The sequence below is a fragment of the Neobacillus drentensis genome (genome assembly GCF_036962765.1).
Classification (GTDB): domain Bacteria; phylum Bacillota; class Bacilli; order Bacillales; family Cytobacillaceae; genus Neobacillus; species Neobacillus drentensis_C.
Genome location: NZ_JBALOS010000159.1, coordinates 4,340 through 21,871, shown reverse-complemented (window position 1 = coordinate 21,871; position 17,532 = coordinate 4,340). Strand labels below are relative to the sequence as shown.

Annotated in this window: 5 protein-coding genes and 1 pseudogene; 3 read left to right on the top strand and 3 right to left on the bottom strand. The window is 38.9% G+C overall.

Annotation, left to right across the window (positions count from 1 at the left end; genetic code table 11):
- Positions 1-5,494: pseudogene (locus V7137_RS19545) on the bottom strand (lamin tail domain-containing protein); the annotation flags it as partial.
- A 274-nt stretch (positions 5,495-5,768) separates the two neighbouring features.
- On the opposite strand from V7137_RS19545, the gene V7137_RS19540 reads away from it, so the two are divergent.
- Positions 5,769-6,968: a HupE/UreJ family protein gene (locus V7137_RS19540; RefSeq protein WP_335699620.1), complete on the top strand. Its 1,200-nt coding sequence runs from the start codon at positions 5,769-5,771 to the stop codon at positions 6,966-6,968.
- Between the two features lie 59 nt (positions 6,969-7,027).
- Here V7137_RS19540 and V7137_RS19535 read toward each other — a convergent pair whose 3' ends face one another.
- On the bottom strand, positions 7,028-11,917 hold the full coding sequence (locus tag V7137_RS19535) for a bifunctional 2',3'-cyclic-nucleotide 2'-phosphodiesterase/3'-nucleotidase (protein ID WP_335699619.1): 4,890 nt from the start codon (positions 11,915-11,917) through the stop codon (positions 7,028-7,030).
- Positions 11,918-12,209: 292 nt separating this feature from the next.
- Between V7137_RS19535 and tagU the strand changes: the two genes are divergently transcribed.
- Positions 12,210-13,139 (top strand): polyisoprenyl-teichoic acid--peptidoglycan teichoic acid transferase TagU, encoded by a 930-nt coding sequence (tagU, locus tag V7137_RS19530; protein ID WP_335699618.1) that lies wholly within the window; start codon positions 12,210-12,212, stop codon positions 13,137-13,139.
- Positions 13,140-13,180: 41 nt separating this feature from the next.
- Here the strand turns inward: tagU and V7137_RS19525 are convergent, their stop codons facing one another.
- A complete protein-coding gene (locus V7137_RS19525; protein WP_335699617.1) occupies positions 13,181-16,174 on the bottom strand; it encodes a S8 family serine peptidase in 2,994 nt (997 codons plus the stop codon).
- Positions 16,175-16,677: 503 nt separating this feature from the next.
- On the opposite strand from V7137_RS19525, the gene V7137_RS19520 reads away from it, so the two are divergent.
- Positions 16,678-17,250, top strand: a complete 573-nt coding sequence (locus V7137_RS19520; RefSeq protein ID WP_335699616.1) for a 3D domain-containing protein — start codon at positions 16,678-16,680, stop codon at positions 17,248-17,250.
- The last annotated feature ends 282 nt before the right edge of the window (positions 17,251-17,532 follow it).

Below are 17,532 nucleotides of genomic sequence, written 5' to 3'. Positions count from 1 at the left end.
CTTCAACACCAGTTACGACAGGAGCAGTTTTATCAATCGTGAATGTAACTGTTGTTTTGTTGCCTGTTTCATCAGTTACGACTAATGTGTAACTTCCTTCTGCAGTAACTACTGTTCCACTTGTAAATGCTTGGCCATTTAATGTTGCAGTTCCTTCATTAAAGGAAACTGTTACATCTGTATTGTAAAGACCATTATTTTCTACACCTGTTACTACCGGGCTTGTTGTATCAGGAGCAACAGTTCCAACAAGTTCTCTTGTATCTCTTACACGGATACGTGAACCCTGTGCAAAAGCTCCAGATAACCCAACTGCTTCTAACGTGTCACCCTTTTTAAGAGTTGGTACTTGGACATTGCTTTGGTTCACAATGTATCCATCCGTGAACACTAACACATCACCAGAACCATCATTGATGACATAAGAATTTTCGTCAAACTTAGATACAACTGTACCTTTAACCTTTACTAAGAATCCTTGGTTGGCAGCCGATGTTGCTTCTCCAGTTGGTACTAATTTCGGTTGGACAGGTTCACCTGATCCAAGTTTAATAACATCCTTAGCAAAGCTAGTAAACTCTAATTCAATATTATTATCAAATCTCTTAATGTGACCATAAACACGTACTTTGTCGCCTGGTTTTAACGAACCATCTGGAACTTCAAGGTAAGCCATGATGCCGCCAGTCTCATCTTGTAAGTTGAAAGCATCAAAGAAGACACCTGCTCCAGTTGTAACGGTTCCTTCAACGACTACGTCTGTATCATCAGCTAATTTACGAACATCGGCAATGTTTGCCACTTTCATGTCACGATGTGCTAACCAATTTACAGCGTTAAAAATTAATTCGTCATTGCCTTTTGGCTCATAGGATTCATCCATCTGCTTATCATTAAAGATGTTCATACCTGAAACAATGATACGGCCATTTTCACCGATTTCTTCAGAAGCAATTAACGGAATGGCTGATCCGCCATTTGCATCAGAAACTGCATCATAGGTGTATCCACCTAAAACTTTTCCTTGATACGTTGTTTCATTTCCCTTTGCAAGAATGGTTACTTTACCTGATTCGGTTAGAGCCTGATTATCCACACCTGATAAGCTTGTTCCGCTGTAATAATCGACAAACGATACGCGGTCAGTTATATGATTGGATACTAATCCAGGGTGTACTCTGACTGCAAATGGGCTGACAGCTGGGTCACTCCAGAAGTTACCACTCTTGCTATCATCAAATACGCCATCATTACCCATGCGGATAGCTGAACCAATTTCGCTTAGTACTCCGTTATTAATGGTCGGGTCTGTGCTGTTATTACTCTTACCAGCCATTAATAAGGAGCCGCCATTTTTCACAAACTTTGCAACAGCTGCTTTTTCATCCGCTGTTAAAGCTTTTCCATGTGTAATCACTAATACTTTTGTCGTGCTTAACGCTTCATCTGTTATGGCTGTTTTATTTTCAGCAACGGTGTACCCTTCTTTTTGAAGCATTAACGTAAAGGCTTTTAAGTTATCCTTATACGTTCCACCGTCTGCACTTGTGTTTTCGTTGTTGTGGTTAGCATCGATTAACACCTTAATTCCAAGTGGCTCTTTAATCTTTACTGGTACTGAAAATTGAACATCACCAAGATTTAGTCCATCTAAGGAAGTTACAACGGCAATTAACTTATGGTCGCCTTTAATTGGGCTTGCCCATGTTGCTGTAGCTGTTGCTGAAGTCTTTGATAGAATCGAAGTGATATTGTTTGTACCAATAAGATTCTCAGTTTTTACTTCATCGTAATAGAAATCTACTTTTAGGTTTTTCACGACTTCGGTACCATTGTTAGCAACTGTTGCTTTTAATGTAGCAGGGTTGCCGCCAACGATGACTCCTCCGTCAATATCAATACTGTTCACTTTTACATCGACAGATTCTTCTTTTGACCAGATTGGTGAAGAATAAATACGTTCGCCATCCATTTGGGTAACTTTAACAACAAACCATTGTTGGCCGCCTGTTACCGTATATTCTGGTGCCCATGTGAAGTCTTTTTCCATTGGTGTAATCGAAGCTGCTACTTTACCGCCATTGGTAAGCAATTCAACTTTAGCAATTCTATCATCTGACTTATAAGATGCTGGAAGATAATCATAGTCTGTGCTATTTTTTGCTTCCGCAACTAAGTCACTACCTTTAATATCAAAGCTTAGTTTCTTACTATCAACAGTTGAACCCATATAATAGCCATTCGCTGATACATCTAATGTGAAGTTCGGATCTTCTTCCATGTACACGCGCATATTACGCATTGAGTTCATTAAGGAATCTTGAGAAAGATCGTCTGCAACGATTACTGTACGAGCATTAATTTGACCCCATGTTCCTTCATGATTATCTTCACCATAAGTAGGAGCAAGGTGCCAGCCTAAATCTAGGGTTGAGAAATATTTTGCTTCGGCATTGGCGTAGCCATAGTGACCAGAACCATTACCAACTTCTAGCATCGTAAATAATTTGTCTACATCTTTATTGTAAGGCTTAAAGTTGTTAAAGGCATTCGCTGACATATCAGGGTGGTTAAATTGACCAACGATATTGTCATAGGTTAATACCCATGCATAATACTGGTTTAAATCTTGGTATTGCTTTCCGTTAATGTTACGGTCGATAAAATTATCTGTACCAAAGATATTTGAGTGGCCCCATGTTGTTGAAGTCATTTCAAATGCCGGGAATACGACATATTCACCATTCTTTGTATATTGTTTCGCAAGATCTTTCGTTGTTTGCCATTGTGTTCCACCTGTACGTTCTTGCATATCGGCGCCACCGTTTGCACCTTTACGTACAACTGTATCCGTTCCTAATTTCTCAGGGTCAATATCATGAGAGTGGTCAGAGAAGGCAAACCAATCGTAATTATATTTTTGACCAGCTTTTAATGCATCTTCTGGCGTACCAGCACCATCATGTGAGATGTTAGTGTGGTTGTGCGTTGTACCACGATAGTGGTTCCCACCATCAAAACGAGGAACAACTTCAAACGTCCATTCTTTCGCATTGCTGTTTCCTTTTAAGTCAGTTGCAGATACTTTAACAGTGTGGACCCCAATTGTAAGATCTTCTGTTGGTGTATATTTAACCTGCATTTTTGTTATGGTAGCTGCTGGAGCCTTCAGTTCTTGGCCATCGAGCCACATTTGAACGGAAGATTCATCCACACCACTTGGGTCATTAATTAATGCTGTAATTTCTGGATGCGGCGTTTCTACCTTTGCATCTTTTTGAGGTGTCTCGCCGCTGAATGCTGGACCAGTTGTATCCTCAATTAAAGAGACTGCATATGGTGCTGCACTTGTACCAGCGGATTGTACCTTTGTACCAGCTTTTGCTTCGATATAGTACTCAAAGCCGTTTACTGGAACATTTGCTGCATCCAATGTTGCTGTGTAACGACCAGTGCTGTCATTCCCCATTGGTAATGCTGTATAATCAGTTGCTCCCGTTGCACGATAGTACACAGTTACTGCTTCTGCACCATCAGCATTGGCTACAAATTCAACATTCGTACCTTTATATACTTCTTTAATAGCTGTGTGTGAAATTCCTAAGATGGAAGCAATATCCTTTACGTCACGTGGGAATACTTGGTATCCATTTACGTGAGTTGCATTAGTTGTGTATTGACCAACAATACCTGTAATAGTATAGCTTTTACCAATTACTAGATCCGTATCTGGTTTGATTCCAGTACTTCCCATAATACGAATTGTTGTTGCTTTCGTATTTTCATCCACTAAGGTTACATTGTAGTTCGTTCCAGTTGCTGCTACGGCAGAAACTTTACCCGTTACAGATACAAGGCTTCCTTCAAGTGGCTCAGCTGTAGCAAACGTGTTTAAATCAAGAATGGTAATGTCTTTTGTTGTTGGAAGGGCAAGGCCTTCTTCAAGTCGTTGAATAGCTGTTGGTTCGAACTCAGTCATCCCATTATAAACAATGACTTTACCTGTAACTCTTAATTTGTCACCGCGTTGCACAGTAAGACCTGAATCCAGGCTGCCAAATACATTAATACCGCCTGTTTCATCTTGAATGTAGAAGTTGTTTTTCTGCGTACCAAGAATACCATTTTGGATGGTTACTACACCTTCTACAGTAAAGAACCCATTTAGGTTTGTTAAAATCCCTTTCGAGTCAGTTGCTTTCACTTCGTTTAGAGGTGTGATAGTATTTAATACTGCTTTTTCAACTGATACAGGAGCACTTGGAAGCATGATCCCTTTGGTTGTCGTTGTTTGTTGTGTTACGTATACCTTATCAGGAGCATTGCTGTTAATTTTAACGTTAAAATCTCCTGTTGTGCCTGCTGTTGCAGTTCCAAGTACCTCTGATGCAATGGCCGATTGGTTTGGATATATATTGATGATGGAATCCTTTACGGCAGCACCAGCATTACCGATTAATGTACCTGCACCATTTGTTACCATATAGTTTAATTTATCTACAGCAATGTTTGATGATGCTTTTGCAACATCAATTTGAATGGCTGCACTTTCATTCATGTCGCCTTGTTTGGCAGCAACATAAACAGCTGGAAGTGCTGTAGCAGCGGTGAAGCTTATTTCAAAGGAACCATCGGCCGCCGCTGTGGCTGTACCAAGAGCTGTTCCTTTTCCTGCTGTTTCATATACCTTAACAGTTGAGCCAGGTTCAGCCGCTTCGGCTCCACCTTTTACTGTTGCTGAAGTTTCTTGTAGTAAAAATTGAATATTGTTGCCTTTTGGCTGCAAGCTAATTACTGGAACCATAGGAGATTCAGGAGTGCTTGCCGTGTTTCTTGGTGCAGCCACTGGACCTACATAGAAGTCTGCTGCGTTATCATCTGTATCCCATGCATTCCCTTTGCCTGGTGCTGGATCTGTGTTAGCGTATGGTCGACGTTGTACGCTTGTTGTATTGGATGGAGCTTTAGTTGGACCTGATCCTTCATAAGCAGTTGCAGTTCCGAAACCGACGAAATCCACAGCTTCTGCTGGTTTGGCACCTGATGCTGCTGTGGTTTTGTCTTTAAATAACGCAACCTTACCAGCAGTTCCAGACATGGCAGTAGAACCTGAAGCTTCGGGAGTTGGAAGATTTACTCCTGCTGCACCGCCACCTTCGGAAATTAGGTAATACCCATGGGCCTGAATAACTCCAGATAATGGAGTCGGTGTCCATGAAGTTCCCGCTTGAGAGGCATATTGAACTGACCATCCAGTTAGATCAACTGGCTGATCAGTTGGATTGTATAACTCGATAAAGTCTTTATTGTATGGAGCTGCAGTAGTTCCACTCCCATTTCCTCCCCCGCCAAAAACTTGAGAGATAACAACATGATCAGCCTGTTCTGCATGTGCTCTATTAATTAGACCACTCGGCAAAAACGTACTGACCAATAGAAGTGATGCCGTTAACGTGCTTGTCCAGCGCTTAAACTTCTGATGTTTCGCTTTCATCCATCTACCATCCTTTTTGGTAATTTCTTTTACCCAAGTTAAAAACGCTTACATGCCTTTCGCCCTAGGTTTATCGTACTCTATCATTCTACAAAATTTTCAGCATTCTGGATATAGTGTTTTTATTATTTATTATCTGAATATTAGTTTTAAAAAGCTAATCAGATGTATACAAATGCAGTGAAAATGTGATTATATTAAGGAGGTTTCACAATTTACACGTTTATTGGTAATTAATTCTAATTTTTCTGGAATAATATTTAGGAGGTTCATTGTGCATTCACTCTTTAACAAAATTCGACAATTTTATCACTTTTTAGGGAATAAGCGCCTTTTGTGCCCCTTTCTTTCTCTAGTTCTTATTACCTTCATTTCTTTTCCTACGATTGCTGCTGCACATGCATACAGTGCAAGTTATACAAAAATAACGATGGCTGAAAAGAAAACCGAATTGGTCTTTACCCTGGACACTTTATCCCTTATCGAACTATTACCCGATATTGATCAAAATAAAAACTGGGTTCTAGAAAAATCAGAAATAAAAAAAGAAAGGCATCATCTCCAGGAATTAATTACTGAAGGCTTAACGCTGGACAAGAACAACAAAGAACAAACTCCTAAAGTGGAGACAATGAAACTTGTTAAAAAGGAGAATAAAGAATTTCTTTCTACAACCTTAAGCTTTCCGGCCTTTTCTGCTGGTGACACGATTGTCTATAATGATGGCTTTTATTTTAATGATACTGGCACGAATTATGTTGATCTCATTTCTGCAGACTTCATGGGTCAAACGAGTGAGGCCGTATTACAGGGGAAAGAACGGAGCTGGACCATTCTTTTAACCGAGGTGCAGCAAGAACAAGGTCAAGATCAAACAAACAAACCTGAAACGCAACAAACACAACCAAAGCCAGTTAAGCAATCATCGACTTCAGCATGGTTTTCATTTTTCAAATTAGGGATGCTTCATATTATTACTGGCTACGATCATTTATTGTTTCTCTTTGCCTTGTTGTTAAGAAAACAAACCGTTAAACAGTACATCTCTATTGTCACATCCTTTACACTGGCACATAGCATCACCCTTACCCTTGCGGTGTTAGGATGGATCACCTTACCTTCTCGTTTTGTGGAAGCAACGATCGCCTTTAGTATTTGTTATGTTGCTTTAGAGAATATTTTCCGCAAGGAGATTAAACACCGTTGGAGTATTACGTTTCTGTTTGGCCTAATCCACGGGCTTGGGTTTGCAAGTATCTTAAAGGAAATGGAAATTGCTAAGAGTCATCTGGCTGTTGCGTTGATTAATTTCAACCTGGGGATTGAAGCGGTTCAGCTCGTCATCGTACTCTTGCTAATTCCAATACTTGCTTATTTGTTTAAATTGAAGATTTCTCGCAGAATCGTTCAAATTGGTTCTCTGATTATTTTTATTTTAGGAGCGATTTGGCTGGTGGAACGAATCATTTCATAGATTTTTATAACAAACGAAAAAATCCCTGAAAACTATTTCAGGGATTTTTTCTTGTTCACTTATTTTTTGACTGTAACTTTGGCCGTTTTACTTACATTGCCTGCTTTGTCGATTGCAACTACTTCAACCACTTTGCCAGCTTTTTGTTTAGCAATGGTAATCGAGAATTTGCCATATTTATCTGCAGTTCTAGAACCAATCACTTTGCCGCTAACTTTTACTACTACTGTTGAATTTGCTTCTGCTTTACCAGTTACTTTGGTAGTATTCACAGTGATTTTATCAACAGAAGGTGTGCTTGGAGCTTTTTTATCAATAGCAAATTTTACAGTTGTTTTGTTTCCAGCTGCATCCGTCACCACTAGAGTGTAAGTGCCGTCTGTTTTCACAACTGTTTTAGTTGCTACAGTTTTTCCATTTAATAAAGCTTTACCTTCATTAAAGTAGATGGTTACATCCTTGTTGTAAAGTCCATTGTTTGCGACACCAGTTACTTTTGGAGCTGTTTTATCAATTGTAAACTTCACAGTTGTTACGTTTTTCGAAGCGTCAGTAACCACTAGTGTGTGGACTCCTTCTGTAGCAACGAGCGTTCCAGTTTTGAAGGCTTTTCCATCTAAAGTAGCTGTTCCTTCATTAAATGAAACCGAAACATTTTTATTGTAGATACCATTATTAACTACTCCGCTTACAACTGGAGCAATTTTATCAAGAACGGTAACAGTTGTTTCGCTCTTATTCCCGGATGGATCAGAAACTACAACCGTTAAATCAGTACCTGCTGTTTGAACAGTTGATAGTGTGACAGAGAATTTACCATCTACACCCGTTTTCGCAGTGCCAAGAACGCCTTTGCTGCTAGATACCGTGACAGAAGAACCAGCTTCAGCAGTTCCGGTTACAACTTTATCTTTGTTGCTTACTGCATTTACGACAGCTTTATTTGGCGCAATCACATCAAGAACCATTGTAGAGCCAATTGGACTTAAATTGAATGATAAATCAACAGAGAATGCAAATAATAAAGTACCTTCTTTAAGTGGCGCCAATAATGGTGCACTGAATTTACCTTCAGCATCTGCTGTTAAGTGTAACTTCAGATTGAATCCATTAGTGATATAAACATGTGTACCTGGTTCTGCACCATGACCTTTAATTTCGGTAGAAAGGTTGGTAACTGGTTCAATTACAGGAGCAAATGGATCCGTTACATCTTTTACAGTTAATCGAACTTCTTTTACATTAAGAGCTTTATCAGTAATAGTAACAACTACTTCTGTACCTGCTTTTTGTACAGGAATTTCCACAGAGAAGTTTCCATCTTCAGAGGCAGTAGTAGTTTTATTAACGTCACCTGCTGTTACCACAACAGTTGCCCCTGCTTCTGTTTTACCAGTTACAGCTGTTGATTGGTCTGTTACTTCATTAACCGATGCAGTTACTTCTTTATCAACTGTAATTCTATCTTCAATTTGTGCCGCAACTGGTTGTGGTAAGGATTTGAAATACTGGACAAATCCATCTAAGTCCACAACGTTTGTTACGCGATTCTTACCAGACTTAAGGACCGTAAAGCCGTCACCGCCGTCTGCCATAAAGTTGTTTACTGTAATTGTGTATTCTGCAGTTGGATCTAATGGTGTACCATTTTCTAAATAGATATCAAGCACTTTGCTGCCGTATGGCTTATTATCACTCCAAGTATATTTCAGACCAGAAATTGCCATGATTTTATTATAGCTTGGTGGTGCTTGGAACTGTTGATTTAATAAGGTTCTAATTTGATTCCCAGTGACAGTCATTGTTACTAGGTCATTACCAAATGGCTGAACCTTGAATAAATCGCCCCAAGTAATTGTTCCTCCTGGAAGTGGGTTACGAATACCGCCAGAATTCATAAATCCTAATTGAGTGCCTGTTACGGAGCGCATACCATCAGCAATTAAGTTACCCAGTGCAGATTCACCAGAAGGATTGGCCGCATTTGTAATTGCAGCAGATGTAGTACCTACTACTTGACTTACAACAGGTTTAATATCTTCTTGATAACCGTCAAGTTCTGCTTTAATTTTTGCATCTGCAGTAATTTTGCTATGAAGTGTGTCTACCACTTCAGCCTTTGTTTGATCCTTAATCACATCTCCTGTAGCAGGGTCAATGGTTAAGTCAATATCAGAGAAGGCTGTACCATAAGACCATGATTGAACTAATACTTTTCCATCAACATTTGTATTGAGATATTTATGATCATGTGCACCATAGATAACGTCAACAGCAGGGTCAATCGCTTTAGCCATGTCAACAACCTTACCAGTTGCTGCTGAACCATCTGTTTTTGAAGTTCCAGGATCATGCGCCATAACAACAATCGTTTTAACGCCCTGATCCGTTAATTCTTTTGCATATTTGTTCACTGCAGTTACTTCATCAGTGAATTTAACACCTTCTACACCTTTTGGAGTAACAATTGTTGGTGTTTCAGTTGTTACAACACCAATAAAGCCAATCTTAACGCCGTCTACTTCTTTAATTTTATATGGAGGTAAAATAGGCTCATTTGTATTTTCATCGACTACGTTAGCAACAACATAATCCATTGTTGAACCAGTAAACTTGCCATATTTAGCTTCATATTGTGCGGTTTTTGGATTATCGCCACCGTGGATAAGACGCTTCATTTCTACTACGCCTTCATCAAATTCATGGTTACCGATCGTACCAACATCTAAACCAATTTCATTCATCATACGAATGGTAGGTTCGTCTTGTAATAGTGCAGATACTGGAGGACTTGCTCCAACAAGGTCACCCGCTTGAATCATAAGAGTATTAGCAGGATTTGCTGTTTCTCTTTGTTTTAAATAAGCTGATAAAAATTCTATACCACCTGAGTAATCGACAACATTACCAGCGGAGTCTTTAATAGATCTCCAAGTATCTAGTTGACCATGGAAGTCATTGATTCCTAATAATTGAACGTGGACGTTCTGGTCTAATTCGTACAACTCATATCCTGCTTTAGTTGTTGATGCACCAAGGTCTTTTACATCTGGTTGTTGACCAAGGTATGGTTTTGCTTCTGGAGCAGAGTGGAAGACTGCCTTGGCAACGCCGCCAATCGGAGCGATTTTCCAGTTATTATCTGCTACAGGATTGATTGTACCTTGTGCAGTGATATAATCCATAAGGATTTGACGGTTTTCGAATGGAGAATCTACGACAACTTTTGCAGACCTTAATTCAGCTAGACCGCCGCTTCCGCCAGCACGGTAGTTATTTGTTGCTACGATGAATTTTTGGTCCATTTGGACAGGAGTGCCATCCATCATCCTTAAATTAACAACGCGTTCACCTTTTGGCTTCGTGACATCAATTTCATATTTAACACCATCAATGACATCATAATTGTAAGGACGGAAATCGTAATCAAGTAAATCTTGAGCTTCAGCTTTATTAGGATCAATTGTATTAAATTGTTTCGCTGATTCTTCGATCCATCTCTTTACTTGATCTCCTGTTACTTCAACAGCTTTTAATGTGTTATCAAACAAGTATAAATCCGCTGCACTCTTAATGGTTACCTCGCCTTTTGCAATGTTCGTGTAGTCAGCCACACCACCGCGGCCGCCCTTAAATGGTGCTGCAGCAGAAAGAACAGGTACATCCTTATATTCAGGTGCATTTGTGTTAATCCATTTTTTCACGTAATCCATTTGCGCATTATTAACAATTTGTGTGGAAGCGTCATCCATGACACGGGTGAAGAAGCTGTGCATCGGAATTTCTGTAGTACCGATTTTCCCATTAACATATGCCCGTACTTGGTCATGAATAGCTTGTGTATCACTAACAATTGTCTCGTCTGAAGCGGTAGCAGCCGTAACTGGACGGTTAACAGATTTAGAATTAGCCTTATCCACAGTCCACTTGCCATTTGCATCTTGAACAAGAGCTAAATCAAGCACACCAAGATTATTTCCCCAGAAGCCTGCTTCAACAGCTTGTACACCATTGATCGTACCTTTCGTATTATCAATGCCAGTCTTGCCGTTGAATGAAGCATCGCCAGGGAAATTCACGTGGGCATGTCCAAACAACATCGCATCAATACCAGGTACTTTTGTTAAATCGTAAACGGCATTTTCTGCTTCTTCTTGACCTTCAGCAGCAATATCACAGCCGGAATGAGCAATAGCAACAATAACATCTGCTCCGTCTGCTTTCATTTGTGGGATAAATTTATTAGCTTGGGCAACAATATCTTTTGTAATGACTTTACCAGTTAGGTTATCTTTATCCCACTGCATGATTTGCGGTGGTGCAAAACCGATGACCCCAACCTTAATCACATGTTCATTGCCGTCAGCATCCTTAATCGTTTTGTCTACAATTTTATACGGAGTGAAGTAGTTAACATCATTGGTTGAGTCAGAATCGTGATCATCTTTATAAATGTTAGCGTTTACAATTGGAAATTGGACTTCTTCCTGAACATCTTTTAAGTAGTCTAATCCATAGTTAAATTCATGGTTTCCAACAATACCTGCATCATATTTTAAATAGTTCATTGCTTTGTAAATAGGATGAGTATCATTTTGTCCTAATTTATTTACTTTTGCTACATAACTAGCAAGTGGATTTCCTTGAATCGTATCACCAGCATCAAATAGCATGGAGTTATCAACTTCAGATCTAGCTTGTTTGATTAATGTAGCAGTTTTAGCTAAACCATAATTTGTTACTGGTGCATCTTTGAAATAATCATACGGTAGCACATTAGAATGCAGATCCGTAGTTTCTAAGATACGTAGTGTAGCAGTACTCCCAGTTCCTTCAGCTTTAGCAGCATGTGGGAAAATATTCAAAGGAATTGTTGTTAGCGCCAGCACTGTTGCTAGAGAACCATTAAGCATACGTCTTTTCATGCTTCTTTTTATCTGTCTCTTCACACTTTTTCCGCCCTTCGACAAAATAATTGGTATTGCATGACTATTCTACTAATTTTTCCGGAAGAATAATAGACTTTTGTGAGAAAATTTATCATATTTTTACAAAAAAAATATTTCCATCTATTCTTAATGCTATTGAGTTCATCAAATTACTATAAAATAAGGCTTGGAATAATTTTTTCCAGTTAACCCAGTTAAAAAATATGTAAGTTTTTCAAATAAATGTATTAAATTTCGATAAATTCTGCTATTCTAAAATATGGTTCAAAATTACGTTGTGGAGGAATACTAGATGAGAGCTGACAAGAATAAAAAGAAAAAGAGAAAGTGGCTCCGTGTAACTGGAATTGTTTTATTTGTGCTCTTGCTTGGAATTGGGGTTTATGCCTATTCAGTATATAATTCATTACAAACTGCCGTCGAAACAATGCATCACCCTGTTGATCGGAAATCAGAAAAGCGTACTGAGGAAGTATCTTTGCAAAACAAACAGCCGTTTTCTGTATTACTCTTAGGTGTCGACCAGCGTAAAGGGGATAAAGGCCGGTCAGATACCATGATTGTTTTATCTGTTAATCCGAAACTCAATACCGTAAAGATGCTAAGTATTCCGAGGGATACTCGCACTGAAATTATTGGTAAAGGAACAGAGGATAAAATCAACCATGCCTACGCATTTGGAAGCGAAGAAATGGCCATGAACACGGTTGAACATTTCTTAGATATTCCGATTGATTATTTTGTAAAAGTCAACATGGAAGGTTTTAAGGATGTTGTTGATGCCGTTGGCGGAATAACGGTCGATAATGATTTGGACTTTTCTTATGGAGGCTATCATTTTCCTAAAGGTGAAGTGACCTTGAACGGGAAAAAGGCTCTTGCCTATACTCGGATGAGGAAAGAAGACCCTCGCGGTGATTTCGGCCGACAAATACGCCAGCGCCAAATTATCCAAGGTGTCATTAAAGAGGGTGCAAGTTTATCTTCACTTGCAAATTACGGGGATATCTTTACGGCACTCGGAAAAAATGTAAAAACAAATCTGACCTTTGATCAAATGGTCTCTATTCAAAAGAACTACAAAACTGTAGGAAGTAATATCGATCAAATGACCATTAAAGGCAAAGGGACAAGAATGAACGGAATTTATTACTACATTGTTCCAGATGACGAAAAACAACGAATACAGACAGAATTGAAGACACAGTTGGAAACAACCTAAGGAAAAACCCTCTGCCGATATTTGGAAGAGGGTTTTTTGTATTACTCATTAATTGAATACCAATATTCATTACCTAATGAATCACGGTATTCAATTAAATAGTAGTACCAGGAATATTTGGATGGTTTAGTATAGACAATCGTACTTGAACCTGGTTTTACCGTGTATTGCTTTTCAGCAATTTGGGAGCTGCCCGCATCGGGATAGAGATGGACGGTTGCCGTAACTTGCTGTTTTGTGTTAATTTTCAACAATAATTGGTCGTTATAGATTTGGTCTGATGCTAGGTGGAAGCCAAAACTATGTGACACTAACCATGCCGGATTGCCTGTTGATGTCATTTTCCCCTTAACAGACTTTTGGCCGTAGGCGTTCTTAGCTGTGATGACATAATAGTAGGTGTCATCATTTTCATCTCCACTAAGCCATTTAAAATATTGGCTTCCTTCATTAACTGCTTTATCTTGTTCGATTGTTTTTATCTTTTGATTCGATTGATTATAAATTTCTATTGTCACATGTGCAGCGCGTGATAGTTTGTAATGGACTTCACTGCCCTCCCCTGGATAAAACATGACCACAGCAGGGTAACTAATTTCAATCTTATTAATCTCAACGTGGACATTTCCCGAGTAGGTTTGCGTTAGATTATACTTATCTACCACTTTAATGTTATATTGATACACTCCATCGTTGAGCAGACTTTTGGATTGATCCGTGCCATCCCAAGTAAAGGTATGCTGGCCTGCTAATTCTGCGGCATCTGATTTAATGGTGGTTACGGGTTTTCCGTTTTGATAGATTCCAATCGTAACCTTTCCAGGCTTGCTTATGGTGTAACCAATGGTCAAAGTCCCTTTTGTTTTCAGATAATAATCTTTCCCTGATGAGATAGACGGAACGCGCCAGTCCTGAAAGATAATCGAAGTGCTGTTGATTTTTGTTATATTCCCTGCTTTATCCTTTAACTGAACGAAATAGTGATAGGTTCCTTCTGGGACCAATTGATTTTTATCATTTTTTCCATTCCAACTGGCGCTGATTATACCAGGATTGGCTTGTTTATTAATTAATTTCTTAATTATAGTCCCTTTTTCATTGACCACATGAACAATCATAGTTGAAGTTTCTTTTAATTTCACTCGAATTATGTTCGTGGTTTTATTGTCCATTTTAAAAAGGGTGGATGAAAGTGAAAGTTCTCCTGTTGGCCGGACGCTATCCACTTTCAGTTGAATCTTTTTTGGTTTTCCTTGTTTATTATGGCTATCCGTGAATGACATAACAATTTTGTATGTCCCATCCTTCACGAGATGCCCTTTTGTTGTTTTCCCATTCCAAACTAATGAATGCTTACCAGCAGACTTAGATTTTTTAGAAAGAATTTTCTTTACCGTTTTACCGGACTGATCCGTCACAACAGCAGATATTTTCACTTTCTGCGTTAACTCGTAAGGGATGGTAACCTTACTGCTTACTTTTGGTGAGTAGGTATAGGTGGTGCCTGACACCATAATGGCAGGTTTGGTATGATTGATGACCTTTATAGTCGTGCTTTTATTAAGGCTGTCCGATCCTTTGGTGATTTTCACTTCCACTTTATAGATACCTGTCGATACAAACTTTTTACTTGCAGTTTTTCCATCCCAAGAAGCTGATATTTTTGCTCCTGATGAGGATTTATTGGATAGTAATTTCCTGATTGTTTTTCCATGTGCATCTTTTATTGATAATGAAACCTTGGTCTTACTAGTTGTTTTAAATGAGAAAGCGGCTTTATTTTCCCCTGTCATTGTATAGGTTTTCGGAGCAGTTATCGTTGAAATAGGTGCGGCTGTTTTGGAAACGGCCTTATAGGCATCAATTCTTCCATACCCGAAATCCTCATCCCATCCCTTGCTGCCGAGGTCAACGGTTGAGCTTTTAAGAATGGCTTCTACCTGGCTGGGACTTAAAAATGGGTTCTTCGACCGGACAAGTGCAGCTATTCCTGAAACCATTGGTGCGGCCATGGATGTCCCGTCATAAGCAGCATACGTGCTTCCCGCTACGGTTGAATAGATATCGACACCTGGAGCAGCTAGATCAATGTATTTTCCATAGTTTGAGAAACTGGCAATTCTATCATTTCGATCCGTTGCACTTACACCTATCACACCCTCGGATGCAGCTGGATACATCGGCAAATAGGTACTAGAGTTACCAGCGGCAGCAACGAGCACAACCCCTTTTGATTTTGCATATTTAGTTGCAGCTTCTAATAAGTAACTATAATTATCATCACCGAGGCTCATATTGATGATTTCTGCATGATGGGCCACTGCATAATAAATGGCTCGTATTACAGTTTCAGCACTTGCTTCATTTCCTTGGAAAACGTTAATAGGCATGATCTTTACATCTGGAGAAATCCCAGCAATTCCATACTTATTAAAGCTTGCCGCAATAATTCCAGCCACATGTGTAGCATGTTCATCGGGATAATAACTGGAAGAACCTGTTACGGCATTGTAAGGGCTGACGATTTTCCCTTTAAGGTCAGGGTGATCTTTTTGAACCCCGCCATCAATTACCGCAACAGTAATCTTCGATGAGCCCTTGGTCTTGTCCCATGCTTTTGGGAGTTGAAGTTTATTAAGGTACCATTGCCGGCTGTAGCTCGGCTCCTTTGGTACATAGGCTTTTTGGTACTTATAGTTTGGTTCGACTAAAAGCACCTTTTTACTCATTAATAACTGTTTCGCAATCTCTGCTAACTTCGCACCTTGCGTGACTTTAACCAGAGAGAAATCCTGATCTTCTAAACCAGTTTCTTCTATTACATCTACTTGTTTAAGGAGGTCCTCGCGTTCCGTTTGGGGTGTACCTGGTGCAAATTTGACAACCAATTCCGCGGCAACATATTCCGACTTCTCCTTAAATAAAACATCCGGATCGATTTTTTTAGGATGGGCGTTGATCCCATCAGCATTGGCGTCAAAAGACATAAATAGTAAACTGAGTAACATCAAGCTAAGTGACCAAATGTATTTCACTAGTTATCCCCCATTAAGTTTGTTTCACGTAATATGTCATTCTTTTTATTTATCATTTTATCATTTTGCTGATAGATTAGGGGGGATTGGAGGAAATATTATTTGTACTCTCTTATTGAAAAGGCTCTGTTAAACATGCTTGTTGATTTCCACTCCTGGCACTTCATTTCCTAAATACCCCCAAAAATACCATTTTTTAATATTATAATATTTTCAAGTATTAATTAAAATACCTCGAAAAATACCAAACCCTAAATCAAACCCCCATAAAAACTATTCTCATACCACTATAAAATAATTCTATCTTATGGAAATGTCCACTCCACGCGGTCAAAATAGGTGGTTTTGTCCACGAAAGGTGCCTGACACCTTAATGAATCCTTAATAAAACTTTAATGAAACCTTAATTTTATGTATTTGTCATGAAACTAGTAAGCTATTGAAATATTTGTGTAATATTATTGTGGTAACTTTTATATAACAGAAGAAAGGGGTTTTAAGAAATGAAGAAATTCCTAGTCATGTTTAGTTTGGCGGGTATGGTGTTATTTGGAAGTAGTACTGGCGCATTCGCAGCATCCAATACATATAAAGTTAAGAGTGGAGATTCGCTTTATCGTATTGCAAAAACATATAAAATATCCGTAAGTTCATTAAAAAAATGGAATAACCTTAAATCAAATACAATTCATCCGAATCAATCGTTAAAGATAACTAGCGGATCTGCTAGTAAACCGGCTGTGAAAGCCAAAACTACTACAACAAGCTCAAAGAAGTTAAACGTAGTAAAGACCATTACTGTTAGCGCAACGGCCTATACAGCAAATTGTAAAAGATGTTCTGGCATCACTGCCTTAGGATACAACCTAAAGAAAAATCCAAATCTTAAAGTCATCTCTGTTGACCCAAAAGTTATTAAGCTTGGCACGAAGGTTTATGTTGAAGGTTATGGCTATGCCATTGCCGGTGACACAGGCGGTGCCATTAGAGGGAAAAAGATCGATATCTTCGTTCCTTCTTATAAGAAAGCCATTCAATGGGGCAGAAAAACAGTGAAAGTAAAAATACTAAAATAGGCAAAGCTAAGTCCCAAGTGAGTTCATTCACTAGGGACTTTTTTGGTTTAAATGTTAGAGAAGACATAATTTAAAAATATTATCCTTCTACTCTAGCAAAAGTTATTTTACCATTGCGCTTTAAATTTAAACTGGCATTGGTACCACTTTTTTAATAGTAAATTCCACTGTCGTTTTGTTTCCAGCTGCATCCGTTACCACTAAAGTGTGTACTCCATCTGTAGATACAACAGTACCTGTTGTTACTACTTTTCCATCTAATGTTGCTGTTCCTTCATTAAA

Bases quoted from the DNA above. Each gene is read 5' to 3' on its own strand.
- V7137_RS19520 (WP_335699616.1), top strand. From the start codon at position 16,678: ATGAAGAAATTCCTAGTCATGTTTAGTTTGGCGGGTATGGTGTTATTT.
- tagU (WP_335699618.1), top strand. From the start codon at position 12,210: ATGAGAGCTGACAAGAATAAAAAGAAAAAGAGAAAGTGGCTCCGTGTA.